We start from the raw sequence: 16,545 nt of genomic DNA, 5'->3' as shown, positions 1-16,545 counted from the left end.
GAATCACGCCGGGCACGATCATCGGCAAATGAGAGTTGCGGCAATGATTCCTTTTCCAGGAAACTGACCCGGACGATTGCGTATGCAGCTGGGACGGCAATCAGAATCGCAGCAGGGGTTGCAAGAAGCCCAACCTTAAGGCTTGTGATGGTTGGCGTGATCCAGTCGTGTCGCGCTGGAGGGAGGACGTGCCTGAATGCGCGGCGGACACACTCCTGCCTCGTTGATCGCAGCCTAGCGAATGGCCGCCCATCGGGAGGTCTGACGTTTCTGTTCGAAGTCGATTTTGTGCAGGCAAGCCCGCCGGCAGCGTTGCGGCTCCGGCCCCTTTGAAGTTCGGCCAGCTGATGGCTTTCGCTACGACTGGCGAGCACGCGTTAGGGAGCCTTCCATGAACACCTCTGCGGCGCGCTGGCGCTTCGTGGCATAGCGGTTGTCGGGCTTGGACACCCGGGATTGCCGCGCAAAGTTGTGCTCTCGTATGCAGTGCGAAAGCGGCTGGCGATATCCTCAGCCTTGCCAATTAGCACAGGGCCAGCACTGCCGACCGCCTGCCTCTGCCGGGGTTCGATCCCGCTTGCGTTCAGTTGTAATCGCGAGTCCTGAATGATGCCGATCTTGTCGTCGATGGCCGTGTGTTGCTGAAGAAGAACGCTTCACGGCGCGCCCGTAGCGGACATTCGTCGCCATTGTATCGCAATCGGCCGCAGAGACCCTAACGCTATGGCTCTGCCGGCCATCTTTACTTAGCTCCTGTCTTCTCCTTTCTCGCTCACCACATCATGCACTTGTCGTTCGGCAGGGCTTATCTAACTCACATTGCCACGGAACAACAACAAATCGATGTGGGCTTACTTCGCTTCACGGAGTCTTCCGCTTGAAGATCCGGCGGAGCAGCGCTTGGCTGCAGCCCAGCCGACGCAATCACGTCCTGCGCTTCGGCCGACAAGTCAAAGGATTGGCGAAATGGCCTAGGCGATGACGACGTGCGAGAGACAGAGTATTCCTAGTTGGAAGTGCTGTTTTAAGCCTTTCGGCTGTGCATTGAAGATCATTGCGTTACGCGTCAAGAATGGATTGAGCTTATGGTCGCGACGAGACTCCGATCACCTTGCAAGAAACCATTCCGGTCAGCGCCAATTGCGCAAGCGGTTCCGGCCGCGGCTGGCTTGACGACGAGCGAATTCGGCGAGAGCGTTAAGAACGCCTCGTCCAGCCGCTACTTGCCTCCATCACTCCGATATCGGTCTTAAGCTGGCGCACGAAGATTCCCAGATCCGTCGCGAGGATTACAAAGTCGAAGCCTTGCTTGACGAAAGCAGCGCACTGCTCGGGCGTCGAACCGAGCACGCCGACCTTCGCGCCGATTCTCTTGCCTGCGGCAAAGCCCTGGGCGATCTGGCCCTGCACATCGGCATGCAGCGGATTACCGATGAGGCCGAGCGAAGCGGCAAGATCGGACGGTCCGAAAAATATGGCGTCGACTCCCGGCACGGCCGCGATCTCGTCGATGCGTGATAGTGCCTCCTTTGTCTCGATTTGCATGATTACGCAGGTCTCCTCGTTCGCGACCTTCATGTAGTCGGGCCGGGCGCCGTATCGGCTCGCACGCGTCATTGCGGCGACGCCGCGCACGCCTTGGGGAGGATAGCGCACGGCTGCAACGGCGCGCGCCGCCTCCTCCGCCGTCTGGATGAAGGGCACCATGATTGAGCGTCCACCGGCGTCGAGTATGCGCTTCAACCACACAGCATCGTTCCAGGGCGCGCGCACGATCGGCTCAGCGCCGCCCGCCTCAGTTGCGGCTAACAGCATCACTAACGTCGAGATGTCGTTCGGCGCGTGCTCGAGATCGACCATCACGAAATCAAGGCCGTGGCATGCCATGGCCTCCGCAGTGGCCGGTGCGCAGACCGAGGCAAAGCTGCCGATCTGAGGCGGACCTGAGGTTAACCGTTCCTTGAAGTGATTGGGCATATCCATTTCCCTACCGTAATATCAGGCATACGGAACCAGCGCGGTGGAGGTCGAAGGCGGCGGCGGGCAATGCGCAGGATTCGCGAGACGACACTCGGGGCGAGGCTTCGAACAACCGCCGAGCACTTTTTCGAAACTTTGGTTTTTCGTCTCGGCCACGATCTCGTCCACCCGCCCTCTCCGTCAGGTAGCGCGAAACCGCAGATTCTGACTGGGTTCGGCTACTCGTCCGCAGGGCAGGACAGAACGCCGTCGCCAAGTAAAACTTACCCACTGGCCAAGATGTAGCTCAGCTAATACAGCTCTAGGCACGCATATTTCAGGCTAATTTCTCAGTTTCACGCCAGAATCCATCGTAGGCACTTACTGCCCACGAGGAGGGAGCCTGCCGGCGCGCGGATGTTTGCGGCGCCATGACGTGATCCGACGCGCTGCTCTGGCGGCGAAACCTAGCTTGGCCTGCCCCGCGATGGTCTTGCCCCACGGCCGGCCCAGCCAGCATCTCCCACTGGGACCAGTCCACATTCAGAGATTGATCGGGATAGGCGATGTCTCGCGACACCGCCCCTTCCTCACTATAGCGAGCAGCTCTATGCAATGTGGACGGTCGGAAGCTCAAATGCCTTCCCGAGAAGGTGATCCAGGCCGCCTGGGCCGGATACAGCAAGGACGACACCTACGGCGGGCGCAAGCCGTACAACTGGCACGTCGACGCGCTTAAGCGCAATGCCCGCGGCCGCCGCGGGCCAAAAGCGATTCGATCCCGCTCTCAGGTCGGACCGCGACACGAGCCGGTCCGCTAGAGGCGACGCTCGGCCACTAGCGGGTAACCGGGAGATGACTCATTCAGCAAGTCATTCCGCGAGCGCGGAATGGCGGTTCAATGCGAAGTGGTTGGGACGTTAACCTGGACGTTGTCCGCGCCGGGCACTCTCAACATCGGAGCCACATATCGGGCAGCCGACACGCGATTTTTCCGTCCAGCTGCGCAGTCACGCGCCTTATGTGAACTCGTTGCCCGAAGCCGTGCCAGCGGCGCCCGCAAGCTTCCTCGCGATCAGATCGCGCGACATGAGGGAATGGATGATCGGCTTATCAAACCGACGCCGCATGGCTACAGATCCAGTACCACAACAGCTCGTCACGGACCCGCTCGGACACAATTCACGCGAACGCCATGTCACGCCCAAGCGCAAGCTGGCCAGCCTTGATCTCCGCGTCCGTGATCCGCACCGCATCCTTTTCGATCGCATCGATCGCCGTTTATTGAGGATCCAGGAGACCTAGGCGGTCATCCCACCCGAAATCTGCAGGATGCGCCGTGGCGCCGCGTGCCGATAGCACACTCGATTGGCGACTTGCGGACAATGCCAGCAGTTGGTACTCAAATCCATCTTCGGCCAACTCGGCAATGGAAACTCTTCCGCGGTCGTGCCAGCTGACACCTCCGCTGATCTCCTTACGTGTGTTGTTACGCCAAAGCAGACGAGTGAAGCTTTCAGCTTCTTGTGAAATACCGCCGCGCGTCAGCACCACTCGCTGTTCGCGGGAACGCGTCGGCGGGGAGTTGTGAACCTACACCATAGGGTCCGGATAGCGTCCAATTCCTCGCCTGCGTCAGGTTAAGGGACTTCGGCCAAACTGGCGACAACCGACTTCGCACTGTCGATGAAGGCTCGCGTCGCCAAAGATTGCGGCCGATGGCGCGGGAGGAGGATCTGGATTTCAGATTCGACGGTTGGGACCATGGGCCGGCTGGCGACCACGCCTTCGAACCTACCAATATAGAGGGGATTGATCAGCGCCACGCCGAGGCCAGCTGCTACCAGCGCACAGACAGTCGGACCCGTCGGGGCCTCAATCTGCAGTCTACGCTTTACCCCGGCCATTTCGAATATTCGGTCGATAGGCTGGCTGTCTTCAGGGCCGAAGGAGATAAAATATTCATCTGCGAGATCGGCAGGCACTAGCGAAGGGCGCTCACTCAGCCGATGGCCATTGGGCAAGATGCAAACGTAGGATCGCCGGCACAACGGCAGTTGGATCACCTCAGGGTGATCGAATGACTGTGAAGAAATGCCGATATCGATGCTGCCGGACAGCAGCCAATCGATGATTCTCACCGTACTTCGGGCCTGGACCGTGACGCGCATTGACGGATGTGTCTTTGTATACTTAATTAGGATATCCTGAATAAACCCGACGGATAGCGCAGGACTCACCCCGATGCGCAGCATCGCATGGTACATCGCGCGGACATCGGCTACGTAGCGCTGGAGCCCGTTCAGGCCCGTCATGATGCGCTCGATTTCTTGGAACAGTAGGAATGCCTCAGGGGTTGGCATTACGCGGCCCGGACGCCGCTCGAACAATGCCAACCCGGCGCTCAGTTCAAGATTTTGGATTAGCTTGCTGACCGCTGGCTGAGAAATTGACAACCGCTCGGCAGCCCGGCTGATCGACCCGGTTTCCATTACAGCACGGAACGCTTCGATCTGGCGAAGATTCAGCATGGTGTGGGCAGGGCCTGCACTGATCGTATCACAGGATGAAAGCGCCTTCCGTTTGGCCAGGCGACAAAATCATTAGCCGCGCGGTTCACGGCAATTCCAAATTGGACCGTTCGAGGTGGCCCACGAGCGCATCTGTCAGGATAGGTCCTCCAGATTTCAACTGAGGCCGCGCCAACTTTGGCGTTCAAAATCGTGCGATTTCCTATTGATCTTCTCTTAATTGCTAAACAGCGGCCTGCGGAATAAGCTCGGCAGCTGATGCGCCTTTGCTGACGCAGGCAAGAAGATTGGGGGAGATCTCACATCAGCTCCTATCCCGCGCACGTTGCGCACGGCGCAAAATAAAAAACATCGTCTGCGCCTAACGACAGCAAACATCGACCCGTTATCGCAGAAATTCTGCAAAATGCGCCGTTTTTTTACCGATTTCTCCGAAACATCTGCATGGCACGCTGCAAGGCAAGGACAAGCTGCAGTTCTGGCAACCGCCGGGCGAGGCGTATCAGTTCGATTGTTCGCCCGTGATCGTCGTGCTGAACGCGTAACGGCGACGGCGGGACGCCTGTCCGGCGCGGGCGCGAAGCTCAGCTTCGGCCGTTGCGCCGCGACGTGCCTGTGCTAGTCGCGCGTATAGCGGTGCATGGCGTCGTAGCCGCGCCCGCACAAAACGTCGAAGAGCCGCACCACGTTCAGCCAATCACGCCGCAGTCTGCGCCGCGTTCGCCACTAGCATTCAAGTTGGTATTGCCATAGTTCTAGCTTCGGGCACGTCGCACCTGCTTAATGCCGTCGCATTGAGCGCAGCACGTTCCGGTTACGCGGCACCTTGGGTGCGCGCGATCTCCTTTGTGACCAGAGACTCACGCGGATCTGCGCAATCCAGACCAGCATCCGTCCACCCGCTTGCTACCGTGGGGCTAGCCGTGCAACACAGACCCAAAGCGCTCAAAATAATCTGATTCACTCTTCGTACAACGACGCGCCGATTGTCTGTGGCCTCAGCGATTTGCGTTGAGAAAGCGAGCCTCGCGCGGCCATTGCGGTGGCTTTCCATCGGCCTGAGCCGTGTGCATCCGCCCGTCACTAAGATTCATACAGGACGATAATATTGAGCCGGCTGATGGAGCTATAAAAAGGGCCACTCCGAAAGGAGTGGCCCGCCAAGTCAGGGAGGAAAAGTCCCCAAGGGGACCTCTGGGATCAGGCCGCAGCCTGATCGATCGGCGAGAATGGTAACCCGAGACTCTCGGCCACGGCTTTATAAGTTAGCCGGCCTCGATAGACATTCAGGCCCGCGCGCAGGTGCGGATTTTCGAGCACGGCTGCAAATCCTTTGTTGGCGACGGCCAAACCAAACGGCAGCGTAGCGTTGTTCAGTGCCTGACTGGAGGTGACCGGGACAGCTCCGGGCATATTGGCAACGCAGTAGTGAATGACACTGTCCACCTCGTAAGTTGGATCGGCGTGTGTCGTCGGACGCGACGTCTCGAAGCATCCGCCCTGATCGATAGCTACGTCCACAATCACCGAGCCCTTTCGCATCGACCGCAACATGCCATGGCTGACAAGTTTCGGCGCGCTCGCCCCGGGAACGAGCACTGCGCCAATGACAACATCCGCGGCGAAAACCTCCTCCTCAACAGTTTCTATTGTCGAAAACCTGGTGCGAACGCGCCCTTTGAATAGTTCATCCAGTTCGCGAAGCCGGGGTATCGAACGGTCGAGGATCGTGACCTCGGCACCCAAGCCCGCCGCCATCCGCGCCGCTTGCGTGCCGACAACGCCGCCTCCGATCACCACGATACGCGTCGGCTGAACCCCGGGAACGCCGCCGATCAAAAGCCCCCGGCCCCCCGCATGCCGTTTGAGAGACACGCCAGCTGCTTCGATCGAAAGCCTGCCCGCAACCTCGGCGCAAGCAGCGGAAGCCCACCATGCGCATCAGTGACGGTTTCGTAGGCGATCGCGGTGCACCCAGAATCCATGAGGCCCTTAGCCTGCTCCGGGTCTGGCGCCAGATGAAGGTAAGTGAAGAGGATCTGGTTCTCTCGCAGATGGCCCCATTCGGAAAGCTGGGGCTCCTTCACTTTCACGATCATCTCGCTCGACGCGAATACCTCGCGAGCGGAGCTTACAATCGTTGCGCCGGCTCTGCGATAATTGTCGTCTGTCGCGCCGATGCCGGCGCCGGCATTGGCCTCAATCAGTACGGTGTGGCCGGCGGCTACATATTCGCGGACGGCCCCAGGCGTCAGGCCGACGCGGTATTCGTGCGTCTTAATTTCCTTGGGAACACCGATCTTCATCTGGAAACTCTTCGTTAGGCGGCCTCTTCTAATCGGAAGGCCGGCGCAAACCTGCGACGCAGATGGCCAAATGCCGCAGAAATTCTGCGATCTTTGCGGGATAGCGCAGGATTTCGGATAGATGGGCGCCACCGAGACCGATATGGCAATTCTCGCCGCGGATCAGTCAGGCCGAACTTCCGAATCGAATGGTATTATCCCTCAGCTCGGCCGCGCCCGCCGGAAAGAAGGATAGCGCAGAGTTCAAGAGGTAATTGATCTGAATCGATTTGGCCTCAACACCGCCTTGGCCATCGCGCCTCAAGATGTATACTGCGACAGGATCGATCGAAATGTCAGGAAGATATCTCTTCCGGCATTCGCGCTAAGCCTCCAGCAGCAGGTCTCCGGAACGCATAGCCTGATCGAACCCGAAACTGCGCCCGGTAGTTATAGATATGGCAAAGGACCGGTTGCCAGAACGTGTCTTCATCCACGATGTATCGCGCCTTTCAGAAATTCGTCGATCGGCTGGCCGAGAGCACTGATCGAGATGCAGCGCAGCAAAGCATGGCGGATATGGCGGCCGCGCTGAACCTGTCTTGCTTTGCATATCTTGCTTTACCCCACGAACCGGGCGGCGCCCCCAAGCTGATCTCGACGTATCCCCCACCCTGGACAGGACACTATCTGCAGCACCGCTATCAATCTTTCGACCCCGTGGTTCGCTGGGCTATCCGCCATACTCACCCCTTTCAATGGGGTCTTGGGCTCGGACCGCCAGTTACGTCGGAATCCGAGCGTGACTTATTTGAAGAAGCCGCCAAGTTCGGCATTCGGTGCGGCTTCACGATCCCTATTCACGATAACGAGGGTGGAATCGCCGCCGTGACCTTTGCGACCAACGAGCGGCGAATTGATTTCGAGCGCTTGATTAACGAGAACACGCAGGTTCTGCAGGTTGTGGCGATACTATTCCATGCGCACGCTAGGCGGATGTCGGGGTCCGATCGCGCGGTCGGGGGCGTTTTGTTGTCGCCTCGTGAGTTCGAATGTCTCGAATGGTCTTCTCGCGGCAAATCTGCATGGGAGATCGGGAATATTCTCGGTATCTCCCGAGGGACTGCTGCCTTTCACCTAGATAATGCCCGGGCAAAACTCGGCGTTCGTACGATTCGTCAAGCCGCCGTGCTACTTGCTCAATCGAAATCTCGAAGATAGGCGACGGGTGTTTCACCTATGCATCTGCACAGGATGCGCTAGCCTACGCTACTCTGCTTTGGTTACCGATACAAAGCAGGAGCCTGCTCGTCAAGCCGATGCACCGGCTACGTTATCGCGTTTTCAAACGGCATCTAGGATGGGATATCCAAGTCAGCGGCGACATGGAAGAAGCCGACGAGTTGACGTCCTTCGACCGGTGCATTTGCTGCATCGCGCGACGGATGGAGGGATCCAGGGCCGCGTGTACGGCTTCTGCCCTCGACCGGTCCGACTATGCCTAGAAACACCTCCCCTATTCTTCTGGATGAAAAGCCGGCACCACGAAGCGATCAGGTGTGGGAGAGCAGCCGCTTTGCTCTCGATCTTCTTTCAGATGCGCTGAAAGCGGATGGTGGACAGACTTTCTGCCGCTACTTACGAACTCTTATGATCGAGTTCGGCCTTTCCATTCGGCTGACCGAGATCGTGACGGTGACCGACGCCCGCATGGAGCGCATTCTGCGGCGCAAAATGGCCGCTTCGTCCGATCGGAAGAGTTCGACCGCTCGGAAACACTATGGAAAAAGCTGTCGGCCGATGCCTTACAACACATCTGCGAGGGGGGCCGCATCTCAGGGCCGTGCTCTGGGCAGCAGTCATGCGATCGGCCGCCTAGCTAGGCCTTTCGGGATGAAGCACATGCCCGAGACACTGCTGCACATCGAGCGGTTTTCCGCTTCCAAAATGTGCGATTTCCAACAAGCAATCCTTTAGCAGCAAAAGCTTTCAAGCTAGAGCAGCTCCGGTCAACCGCAACCGCGGCCGATTGTGGCAGTTTTCATTCAGCCGCGGAGATGCTGAGGCCGTCGAGCCTCAGCCGATCAATTCGGCTGGTTGAGCATGATTTGGGTGTTAAATGTTAACTGTAGCAACCGCAAAGTCCGTTGAAACCAGCGAGATCGGTCGGCTGGCAATCGGCTTCTGTGCGTCGCTTTCGGCAGGTAATCTGAAAGCGTCTTGCTCGGACATCAAGCAGAAATTTCCACGGACAGACCTTGCGACCGTCGAAGGATCGCAGACGCGTCTGGCAACGGCACTTCGCAATGGCAGGCTCGATATCCTAATCGTCACATGGAGACTGCCGCTATTGGACTGCAGAACCATGCCGCTGTGGAGCGAGCGTGTTCTTGTTGCCCTCCCCAAGACGATCGCTTAACTGCCCACAAGATTATCTACTGGACCGACTTGCGCGGCGAGACGACGCTGCTAAGCAATTACGATCCCTGACAGGAATTTGAGAATCTTCTGGTTTCGAAACTCGTCTCTCCTGACGATCGTGCCGATATCGAGCGCCACGACGTCAGCCACGGTACTATCAAGAGCATGATCAGCATGAAGCCAAGGCATCAGCTTGGTGCTCGACTCTGACATTGGGACCAGCGATGCGGGCTTGACCTACCGGGGCTACGCGATGGGACCGGCCTAGCCGGTTTGACTTCTCGGCCTGTTAGCGGGCCGACATGAGAGTCCGACCTTAGATGCCTTCCTTAAGATGCTCTCGGAGCGCTACCCCTTGCCTCAACTGGCAATATGACTCTTTGCTCAACTCCGCCTCACTGGCTGCAACGCGCTACCACTGAGCATGATCGCATTCAAGTGCGCAGTCTGGCACGGGCCGGCATCGGCCATCACAAGATTCGCGAGGGCGCGTGACGCTGCTGAAGTTCTCGTAATGGAGCTCCTGGATCCCGAGGACAAAGATGTGCATCGGCCGCTTCGCACTTTTCTCGGAACTCCGTCTCGTTGTGACGCTCGCCGCGACGGCCGGGGTTGCTGAGCCTACCGGTCCGGTTTGCCGCCTCGGCGGGCCGGCGGAGCGCGCTCGCGGGCCGGGCCTTGCGTTTCAATCGCTCAGCCTAGAGCGGATGGCATTCACCACCGGATCGCTACGCCCCGGTAGTCCTGAAAGGCGCCGCTGGTCGTTGGCATGAGCTCAGCAATCCGGCGGATGAGGCCACGCGCACTCTCCTCGGCCGAGACGAAGGCGACTTCGCCGCCGCCCATGTCGGTCCGGACCCAGCCGGGATGCAGAATCCCGACCAAGATTCCGTCGGACGCCCAGTCGCGCGAGAGCGCGCGCATGCCATTGTTGAGCGCCGCCTTCGAGGCTTGGTAGGCGTAATTGCCGCCGCCAGCGCGGCTGGTGGAGCCACGATTGCTGCTGATCGCCGCTAGCTTCTTATGAGAGCCCCGCCTCAAGTTATCGCGCAGCGCATGCGCGACGAGCATTGGGCCGAGAGCGTTGACACGTAGCGTGGTCATCCAGGTTTCAGCTTCGATCCGGTCGGCGGACCGAGCGCTGGGGTCGCTCATTCCCGCATTGTTGATGAGGATGTCGATCGGCTGATCGCCAAGCGCGAGCTTGAGGGAAGCGATCGAAGCCTCATCAGCCACGTCGAGCTGCATGATCCGGACGCGGCCGCGGGAGGACGCCGCGAGCTCCTTTAGCGCGTGGGCCTTTGCTGGATCGCGGCAGCAGGCGATCACTTCAGCTCCCTCGACCGCGTATCGCCGGGTGAGCGCAAGTCCGAGGCCCCGGTTCGTGCCCGTGATTAGAACTGTGGTCATCTAAGAACACCTCTCATGTGGACCGACGCCCGCCATCAGCAAGTCCTGTGAGTCTGGTGAAACCGTCGAAGCGATCTCGGCCGCTCAGGCGTAGTACACGAAGAACAAACCCTCCATACTCTTAGAGGGCTTTGCATTGGGATAGGCGCGATGATTATCAAATGGCGAGTGAGCTGATCTCGGATTGCAATTGTCTTCGGAATCATAGCCTTTAAACAAAATGAACTCGTCCGGCGTCATCTCCGGGAAGTAGTACCAACGATGAAAAGGATTGTAGTTAAGAAGCCGCGTGTTATGCCGAATGCCGTGCCCGTTGTAGACCGTATCGACGAGATCAGTATCCAAAATGGAACTTCCATCGCACAGCGCCAAAGGGAAATCCTGCGGGGGTTGCGAGAGTGCATGCCAAGCTTGAATGATCATCAATCGCGAATACGCCCGAATCGGAGTGCCCTGTAGTTGGTCTTCGCGCGCGGCTATCATAGGGCCGGCGATCGGCGCGTAATCAATATGGGCAAATCCGGCCACCTCATTTGTTAGCAGACCGCGATTCCCCTTCCCTGCCGGACGGGGAAGGCCGGCTGAACGAACGACGACGGCATCTCGTTTGGGCACGACCCATGACGCATTGAAGTGGTTCTTCAGGAACGGCACCATCTTTTCCAAATACCCGTCGCGCCTGATCTCTGGATCACCCTCGTTCGCACATGGTATCTTGTGCTGAACTAGAGTGAAGCCTTCCATATCGAGGGATAGTTCGTCCACGATCGGACGGCCGTCACGAATAACGACGTCGTAGCTGACCATGGGAAGGTCGTTATTGTTAAGAGCAATCATGGGAGCTTTTTCGTCAGATGTGCGCCGAACAAAGCCGATTTGACCTTGAACGCACTCCAACTGCTCGCGGTTTACCCGCGCAGCTCTCGCCGCATTTCGCATGGCTGTTTCGCTCCCTCGTGCTACATTCGGGCAAACTATTGCAACGCTCGACGCCACGGACCGCGAAACTCAGGCCGGTTGCGCGGAAATTCTGCAAACGGCTGGCGGGTTAGGTTACTTTTCGACGCTTAGGATCGCGCTTGGCCGCTGCCGCCTCCTTGCTTTTTAATCGATACAGGGGACCCGCCGCTATTGGATTGGAAACTATGCCGGTGCGTAGCCAGCGTTTTCTGGTTGTTCATCCAAATGCCATCCGCTCACGGCACGCAAAGAAGATGTCCACGAGACAGACCTGCGCGGCGAGACGGTTCTGCTAAGCCATCACGATCCGGGCGCGAGTTTGAAGATCTTCTGGTTTCGAAACTCGTCTCACCTGAAGATCGTCGCAAAATCGAGCGCCGGTCCTGCCATCATCAAGAGCCTGATAAGCATGAAGGCCGTCAGCCTGGTGCCGCTAAAGGCGCTTTATTTGTCGCCTGCGTTGCTCAACCCAAGCCTGGTCCCGCGAGTGCTTGTCGCAGATGATTCATCGGAATATTTGCGCCCGTCACTATGACGACGACGCGCCTTCGCTTCAACTCTGCCCGACGTAGCCAGGCTCCGGCAAGCCCGGCGGCCGCTCCTGTTTCTGCGAGGACATGAGCATCAGACACCAGCGTATGAACGGCCGAAAGAAGTGCCGCGTCGCTGACGAGATTAGCGTCATCGACGTATCGCAACATACTATTGAGCGCCAACACAGCCGGTACGCGGCACGTGATACAGTCGGCGATCGTGTCGACTGGCCGCTCAATCGTGCTACTTGCATGGAAACTCTCCACCATCGCAGGCGAACGCTCCGATTGTACCGCGACGACACGCGCCTTTGGCTGCAATCCCTTCAGCCCCGCTGCGGTGCCGGACGCAAGAGAGCCGCTTCCCAAGGGAGTGAATACCCAATCAATATCGGAAAGATCGCTACCAATTTCGAGTCCAATTGTGCCAGCGCCCTCGATCACATGAATATCTTCGCCGTCATCGACAAAGGTACCGCCCATTGTCGCGCAGAATTCTCGCGCGCGCCGCTTAGCATCATCTATATCATAACCGCCGACGTGAATCGTGCCGCCGAACGCGGCAATCATGTCCCGCTTGGTGGAATTGGGGTTATCTGGAAGAAAAATATCAGCCGGGACTCCTAACGTTTTGGCCGCAAACGCAACGGCTTGACCGTGGTTTCCGGTCGAGGACGTTACGGCTCGTTGCAGAAACGATGTTTCACTCGTTGCCAACAATGCGTTGAACGCGCCCCGCAGCTTGAATGAAGCGATGGGCGTCGCCGTCTCAATTTTCAGCCAGACTTCTGCTTCGAATCGTTTGGAAAGGAGCTCTGATTTGATGAGCGGTGTCGTTCCCGCCCGACCCCTCAGGCGTGCGCTCGCTTTCACTACGCCTTCAAAGGATGGAATTCGTGCAGTTTGGTCGATCAATCCCACGCCAAAGCCCCTCCAGATTGCAATCTCCTAATTTTGATGGACCTCCTATAGCCGGAAGAGCCATGCAAACCTTGGACTAAGCGCCCAATTCCGCGCCGAAATTCTGCGAGCTTTCCTCAAGTGCGCAGCATTTCACCCAAAAACTGAAGCAGATGGGATCGAGATCACAACTCTCAGCGATTCAGCGCCGACGCGGCAAAGAGCCCATATCAGAGACAACGCATTTTCACCGACGACCTATCGCGCTTTTCAGATGTTCGTCGATAGGTTGGGTGAAAGCCCCGATAAACATGCCCCTCAGCAAAGCATGGCCGGTGTTGCCGCGGCACTGAAGCTGCCCTGTGTTGCATACCTCAGTCTGCTAAAGAAGGCCGGACGTCCTCCGAAGCTAATCTCGACATATCCGCCATCCTGGACAGCGGACTATCTGAGGTCCCGCTATGAACGCTTCGACCCTGTAGTTGGCCGGGCGATCCGTCATACACAGACCTTCCAGTGGGATATTGGGCTAGGACCGCGGCCTCAGTCGGAAGACGCGCGGGCGCTCTCTGAAGAAGCCGCCAAGTTCGGAATACGTTTTGGATGCCCGGGAGAGGTCCAAGGTTCGATCCCTTGTGCGTCCACCATTATCCCCTTCGTTTCAAGAACTTAGCTGTTCATTTCCCTCGCGCTGTGCCCCAAAAAACCTTGGGCACAACAGGACAGATCAGCAACCAAAAATTGTCCGCCGGCGCGTCCGCCAGGCTCTCGCGTGGGATCAGCGGTCACACACATCGCGTTTGCCCACCCGAATCTGGCTAAGATGGCCCTCCTGAAGAAGGGCTGTGCCAGTGCTCGCTGAGTACGAATTTGTCAGTATTCTCAAACAGAATATCCGGCCAGCGCAGCCCATTGACGTACCCGAACTTCCTTAGGGACATTCGCCGCACTCTTCATTCGCCCGGCATGCACGTGTTCGTCCACGGCGAGCGCGGCATCGGCAAGAACTTCAATCACCCTGACCGCAGCGACGGCGTACCTGCGCGCTGATCCGCCTTGGGTCGGCTGTGACGAAAAATCGACGTTTGAAGGTATCGTGGGTGACGTATGCGGAGCGCTCGTCGAGAAAACATATTTGCAGAAACCGCGCGAGCTAAGCGGGACTGCCGGTATCAACGTCGGCTTCTTCAAGCTGGAGGGCAAAATCGGGGTCCCCGGCTAATGTGTCATTCCCGAAAAGCTGCCGAGCATCAACCACGCGGCAAACCTCATCAAGGAGGCGGCGGCAACGCGAGATCCTGACGAGCCGATCCTCGTGATCGACGAGATCGACCGGATCGAATCTCACGAGGTCAAGGCGCAGCTCGCTGAACTGATAAAGGCGATGCGCGTGCCGCTGAAGCTGATGATGTGCGGCATCGGGAAGACGCTCGACGAAATCATCGGCAGCCACCTTTCGGCCAGTCGTGCGATCACGCCATTCGAGCTGGCACCGATCTCATATGACGCCCGCTGGGCGATCGTCACTAACGCGGCCGCGAAGCTGGGCTTTGAGGTGGATCGCGACTTCCTTATCCGCACAGCCAGATCAGCGACGGCTTTCCATATTACATCCACCTGATCGCAGAAAACTTGCTGTGTGAAATTTTCGACCACCAAAAAGCTAGTACGAGGCGTCGAGCGATGATTTCCATAAGGCTATCAGCCGCGCGATAGAGCGCGCCGAGAGCCCGCTTCGCGAAGCGTATAACCACGCTATCAAGACCACGAACTCGGAGGACTACGAGGAGGCTCTCTGGGCCATCGCGGAATCAACGCACCTCGAACGGCAAATCAAGGACATTTACGAAAGGTCGTATCTGCCAATCATGGATCACCGAAGGTCAAAAGGGCGCAAGCCACTTGATATCGAGAGATTCCGGACCGGCTGTATCGATTGTGCGACCAAGCAGGGGCATTATCGTCCGGAAGCGAAACTCTTGTTACGCCTTCAAAGAGAATGTGCTGCGCGGCTATGTGCGGCTTGTAGCGGAGCGAAAACGGCGTCGCCCTCGGAGCCGATCATTTTTGAGGCCTATTACACTCGCTGAGGCTTCATGCCACCGGCGTTCGAGCAGCATGCTCGGCCGAAGCGATCTCGTCTGGTTCTGGAGGTACAGTGAACTGAAAGACGGCACCCTGAGGCTCATTCGTACCCGCCCACATCCGTCCTCCGTGCGCCTGGATGATCGAACGGCAGATGGCCAGTCCCATTCCCATGCCCAGGGCTTTGGTGGTGTAGAACGGATCGAAGAGGCGGTCCAAACTCTTTGGATCCAGCCCCGGACCGGAATCCCGCAAGCTGACGAGTACGCCGTTCGAGCTATATCTGCCAGTGCTGATCAGCAGTTCCCGCGTCCCTTCGCTTACCCCGCTCATAGCCTCGACGGCGTTCATGATCGAGTTGAGGATGACCTGTTGGATTTGAACCCGATCCGTTCGAATGAGCGGCAAGTCCCTCGCGAATTGCGTTTGCACCGACACGCCGTTTTTCACCGCTTCTGCACTGGTCAGGGCTATGACCTCAAGCACCGCATCGTTGATCGCGAGAGGCTCCTTCTGGGTGGGTGCGTTCCGGATAAGCGCCCGGATCCGACCGATGACATCGGCGGCTCGCGTGCCGTCGCTGATAATCCAACGGAGCGTCTGCCGGACCTGCTCCAGTTCTGGCGGTTGAGCATTGAGCCAGTTCAACCAGGCCTGCGCGTTGCTGACAACTGCGGCGATTGGCTGGTTGATTTCATGGGCAATCGAGGCCGTCAGCTGCCCCATCGTGGTGACGCGATTATCGTGTGCGACCTCCATCAGGGCTTCGCGGTACCGCCGCTCGCTTTCGCGGGTCTCGGCTTCCGCCCGCTTGCGCTCGGTCAAATCGAGGACGAAACCCACACCTTGGCCTCGTCGTTCGTCGAACGCGGCCGAGCTGATCAGCGCCGGCACAGTCGCTCTCCCGATCGAAGATAATGATCCCGATGATGCGCAGGACCTTACTGAGCCGCTGTAGGAACTGTTCCGCATTTCTCGCCTCCTGCTGGCATTACGCGGATAGCCGCCTTTTCTTCGCTGCAGCACCACCCGCACGTGAAGTGCGGCGTCGGTGACGCCAAGTCTCGCAGCATGTACGGACACCGGGCGCAAGAGTTTGACTCTGATCTGCGCCTCCTTGGCGAAGCGGCACGCTCCATTGGAGTATTTCGCGGAGATTGCTGACTGTAACGACATTTCCATCTTGATTAATGCAATGAGTAGCCAGTTGCCGCCGAATTCCTGCATTTTCTCGCGCCCCTTCGACGGATTGCAACCGGCTTGGCCATTGCGGTGCGAGTAGCAGCAATAGCAGCACTCCCCTGCAGTCCTGAGGCCGCCTCCTTGCCTTTTCGCGGTCAAAGGGCGGGTTCGATTTGCACCGCCAGCTATTCGAGGCGCGTGGTCACTCTGGTAAAATGCAGGGTATGCGCCTGCCTTGGCGAAGCTGAGTGCTTTAGTCCTCAGAAAGTCCGCGGAGTT

12 protein-coding genes, 1 tRNA gene and 2 pseudogenes are annotated in these 16,545 nt (G+C 58.2%); 7 read left to right on the top strand and 8 right to left on the bottom strand.

The window, feature by feature from the left end; genetic code table 11:
* Nucleotides 1–1,197 precede the first annotated feature (1,197 nt).
* On the bottom strand, nucleotides 1,198–1,977 hold the full coding sequence (locus tag A3AS_RS0128275; RefSeq protein WP_084674935.1) for an HpcH/HpaI aldolase/citrate lyase family protein: 780 nt from the start codon (nucleotides 1,975–1,977) through the stop codon (nucleotides 1,198–1,200).
* Between the two features lie 21 nt (nucleotides 1,978–1,998).
* Complete coding sequence (locus tag A3AS_RS47680) at nucleotides 1,999–2,148, bottom strand: hypothetical protein (RefSeq protein ID WP_157644406.1); 150 nt, start codon at nucleotides 2,146–2,148, stop codon at nucleotides 1,999–2,001.
* A gap of 843 nt (nucleotides 2,149–2,991) precedes the next feature.
* Here A3AS_RS47680 and A3AS_RS47675 point away from each other — a divergent pair.
* On the top strand, nucleotides 2,992–3,264 hold the full coding sequence (locus tag A3AS_RS47675; RefSeq protein ID WP_157644405.1) for a hypothetical protein: 273 nt from the start codon (nucleotides 2,992–2,994) through the stop codon (nucleotides 3,262–3,264).
* Between the two features lie 335 nt (nucleotides 3,265–3,599).
* On the opposite strand, the gene A3AS_RS43925 is transcribed toward A3AS_RS47675, so the two are convergent.
* Together A3AS_RS43925 and ald are read right to left on the bottom strand one after the other, a co-directional pair.
* On the bottom strand, nucleotides 3,600–4,490 hold the full coding sequence (locus A3AS_RS43925; RefSeq protein WP_018320875.1) for a LysR substrate-binding domain-containing protein: 891 nt from the start codon (nucleotides 4,488–4,490) through the stop codon (nucleotides 3,600–3,602).
* Nucleotides 4,491–5,690: 1,200 nt separating this feature from the next.
* Nucleotides 5,691–6,796 (bottom strand): annotated as a pseudogene (ald, locus tag A3AS_RS0128255) (alanine dehydrogenase).
* Between the two features lie 477 nt (nucleotides 6,797–7,273).
* On the opposite strand from ald, the gene A3AS_RS0128250 reads away from it, so the two are divergent.
* The 3 genes from A3AS_RS0128250 (at nucleotide 7,274) to A3AS_RS49295 (ending at nucleotide 9,194) form a co-directional block, all read left to right on the top strand.
* Nucleotides 7,274–7,996 (top strand): LuxR family transcriptional regulator, encoded by a 723-nt coding sequence (locus A3AS_RS0128250; RefSeq protein ID WP_018320874.1) that lies wholly within the window; start codon nucleotides 7,274–7,276, stop codon nucleotides 7,994–7,996.
* Nucleotides 7,997–8,272: 276 nt separating this feature from the next.
* Nucleotides 8,273–8,752 carry an acyl-homoserine-lactone synthase gene (locus A3AS_RS43920; protein ID WP_256375105.1) on the top strand — a complete coding sequence of 160 codons (480 nt, stop codon included), beginning with the start codon at nucleotides 8,273–8,275 and terminating at the stop codon, nucleotides 8,750–8,752.
* A gap of 142 nt (nucleotides 8,753–8,894) precedes the next feature.
* Nucleotides 8,895–9,194, top strand: a complete 300-nt coding sequence (locus A3AS_RS49295) for a LysR substrate-binding domain-containing protein (RefSeq protein ID WP_026202451.1) — start codon at nucleotides 8,895–8,897, stop codon at nucleotides 9,192–9,194.
* A 716-nt stretch (nucleotides 9,195–9,910) separates the two neighbouring features.
* On the opposite strand, the gene A3AS_RS0128230 is transcribed toward A3AS_RS49295, so the two are convergent.
* The 3 genes from A3AS_RS0128230 to A3AS_RS45660 all read right to left on the bottom strand — a co-directional run bounded on the left by A3AS_RS0128230 (nucleotide 9,911) and on the right by A3AS_RS45660 (nucleotide 13,020).
* A complete protein-coding gene (locus A3AS_RS0128230; RefSeq protein ID WP_026202450.1) occupies nucleotides 9,911–10,606 on the bottom strand; it encodes an SDR family oxidoreductase in 696 nt (231 codons plus the stop codon).
* An 84-nt stretch (nucleotides 10,607–10,690) separates the two neighbouring features.
* On the bottom strand, nucleotides 10,691–11,545 hold the full coding sequence (locus A3AS_RS0128225) for a CmcJ/NvfI family oxidoreductase (RefSeq protein ID WP_049815013.1): 855 nt from the start codon (nucleotides 11,543–11,545) through the stop codon (nucleotides 10,691–10,693).
* A gap of 485 nt (nucleotides 11,546–12,030) precedes the next feature.
* Complete coding sequence (locus A3AS_RS45660) at nucleotides 12,031–13,020, bottom strand: threonine/serine dehydratase (RefSeq protein WP_157644404.1); 990 nt, start codon at nucleotides 13,018–13,020, stop codon at nucleotides 12,031–12,033.
* Between the two features lie 253 nt (nucleotides 13,021–13,273).
* Between A3AS_RS45660 and A3AS_RS50145 the strand changes: the two are divergent.
* The 3 genes and pseudogenes from A3AS_RS50145 to A3AS_RS0128210 all read left to right on the top strand — a co-directional run.
* Nucleotides 13,274–13,543 (top strand): annotated as a pseudogene (locus tag A3AS_RS50145) (autoinducer binding domain-containing protein); the annotation flags it as partial.
* Nucleotides 13,532–13,646 (top strand) — tRNA-OTHER (locus A3AS_RS47670). The pseudogene A3AS_RS50145 and the gene A3AS_RS47670, both read left to right, overlap by 12 nt.
* Before the next feature lie 668 nt (nucleotides 13,647–14,314).
* Nucleotides 14,315–14,620, top strand: coding sequence for a hypothetical protein (locus A3AS_RS0128210; protein WP_026202449.1), 306 nt, complete (start codon nucleotides 14,315–14,317; stop codon nucleotides 14,618–14,620).
* Between the two features lie 473 nt (nucleotides 14,621–15,093).
* On the opposite strand, the gene A3AS_RS43915 is transcribed toward A3AS_RS0128210, so the two are convergent.
* Nucleotides 15,094–16,311 carry an ATP-binding protein gene (locus tag A3AS_RS43915; RefSeq protein ID WP_084674927.1) on the bottom strand — a complete coding sequence of 406 codons (1,218 nt, stop codon included), beginning with the start codon at nucleotides 16,309–16,311 and terminating at the stop codon, nucleotides 15,094–15,096.
* Nucleotides 16,312–16,545: the final 234 nt, after the last annotated feature.

Source organism: Bradyrhizobium sp. WSM2793 (assembly GCF_000379585.1).
Lineage (GTDB): Bacteria > Pseudomonadota > Alphaproteobacteria > Rhizobiales > Xanthobacteraceae > Bradyrhizobium.
Note: the sequence above shows the minus strand (reverse complement) of the source record. Positions and strands in the feature narration are given on the sequence as shown.

Bases quoted from the DNA above. Each gene is read 5' to 3' on its own strand.
- A3AS_RS0128275 (WP_084674935.1), bottom strand. From the start codon at position 1,977: ATGCCCAATCACTTCAAGGAACGGTTAACCTCAGGTCCGCCTCAGATC.
- A3AS_RS43925 (WP_018320875.1), bottom strand. From the start codon at position 4,490: ATGCTGAATCTTCGCCAGATCGAAGCGTTCCGTGCTGTAATGGAAACC.
- A3AS_RS0128250 (WP_018320874.1), top strand. From the start codon at position 7,274: ATGTATCGCGCCTTTCAGAAATTCGTCGATCGGCTGGCCGAGAGCACT.
- A3AS_RS43920 (WP_256375105.1), top strand. From the start codon at position 8,273: ATGCCTAGAAACACCTCCCCTATTCTTCTGGATGAAAAGCCGGCACCA.
- A3AS_RS49295 (WP_026202451.1), top strand. From the start codon at position 8,895: ATGTTAACTGTAGCAACCGCAAAGTCCGTTGAAACCAGCGAGATCGGT.
- A3AS_RS0128230 (WP_026202450.1), bottom strand. From the start codon at position 10,606: ATGACCACAGTTCTAATCACGGGCACGAACCGGGGCCTCGGACTTGCG.
- A3AS_RS0128225 (WP_049815013.1), bottom strand. From the start codon at position 11,545: ATGCGAAATGCGGCGAGAGCTGCGCGGGTAAACCGCGAGCAGTTGGAG.
- A3AS_RS43915 (WP_084674927.1), bottom strand. From the start codon at position 16,311: ATGCAGGAATTCGGCGGCAACTGGCTACTCATTGCATTAATCAAGATG.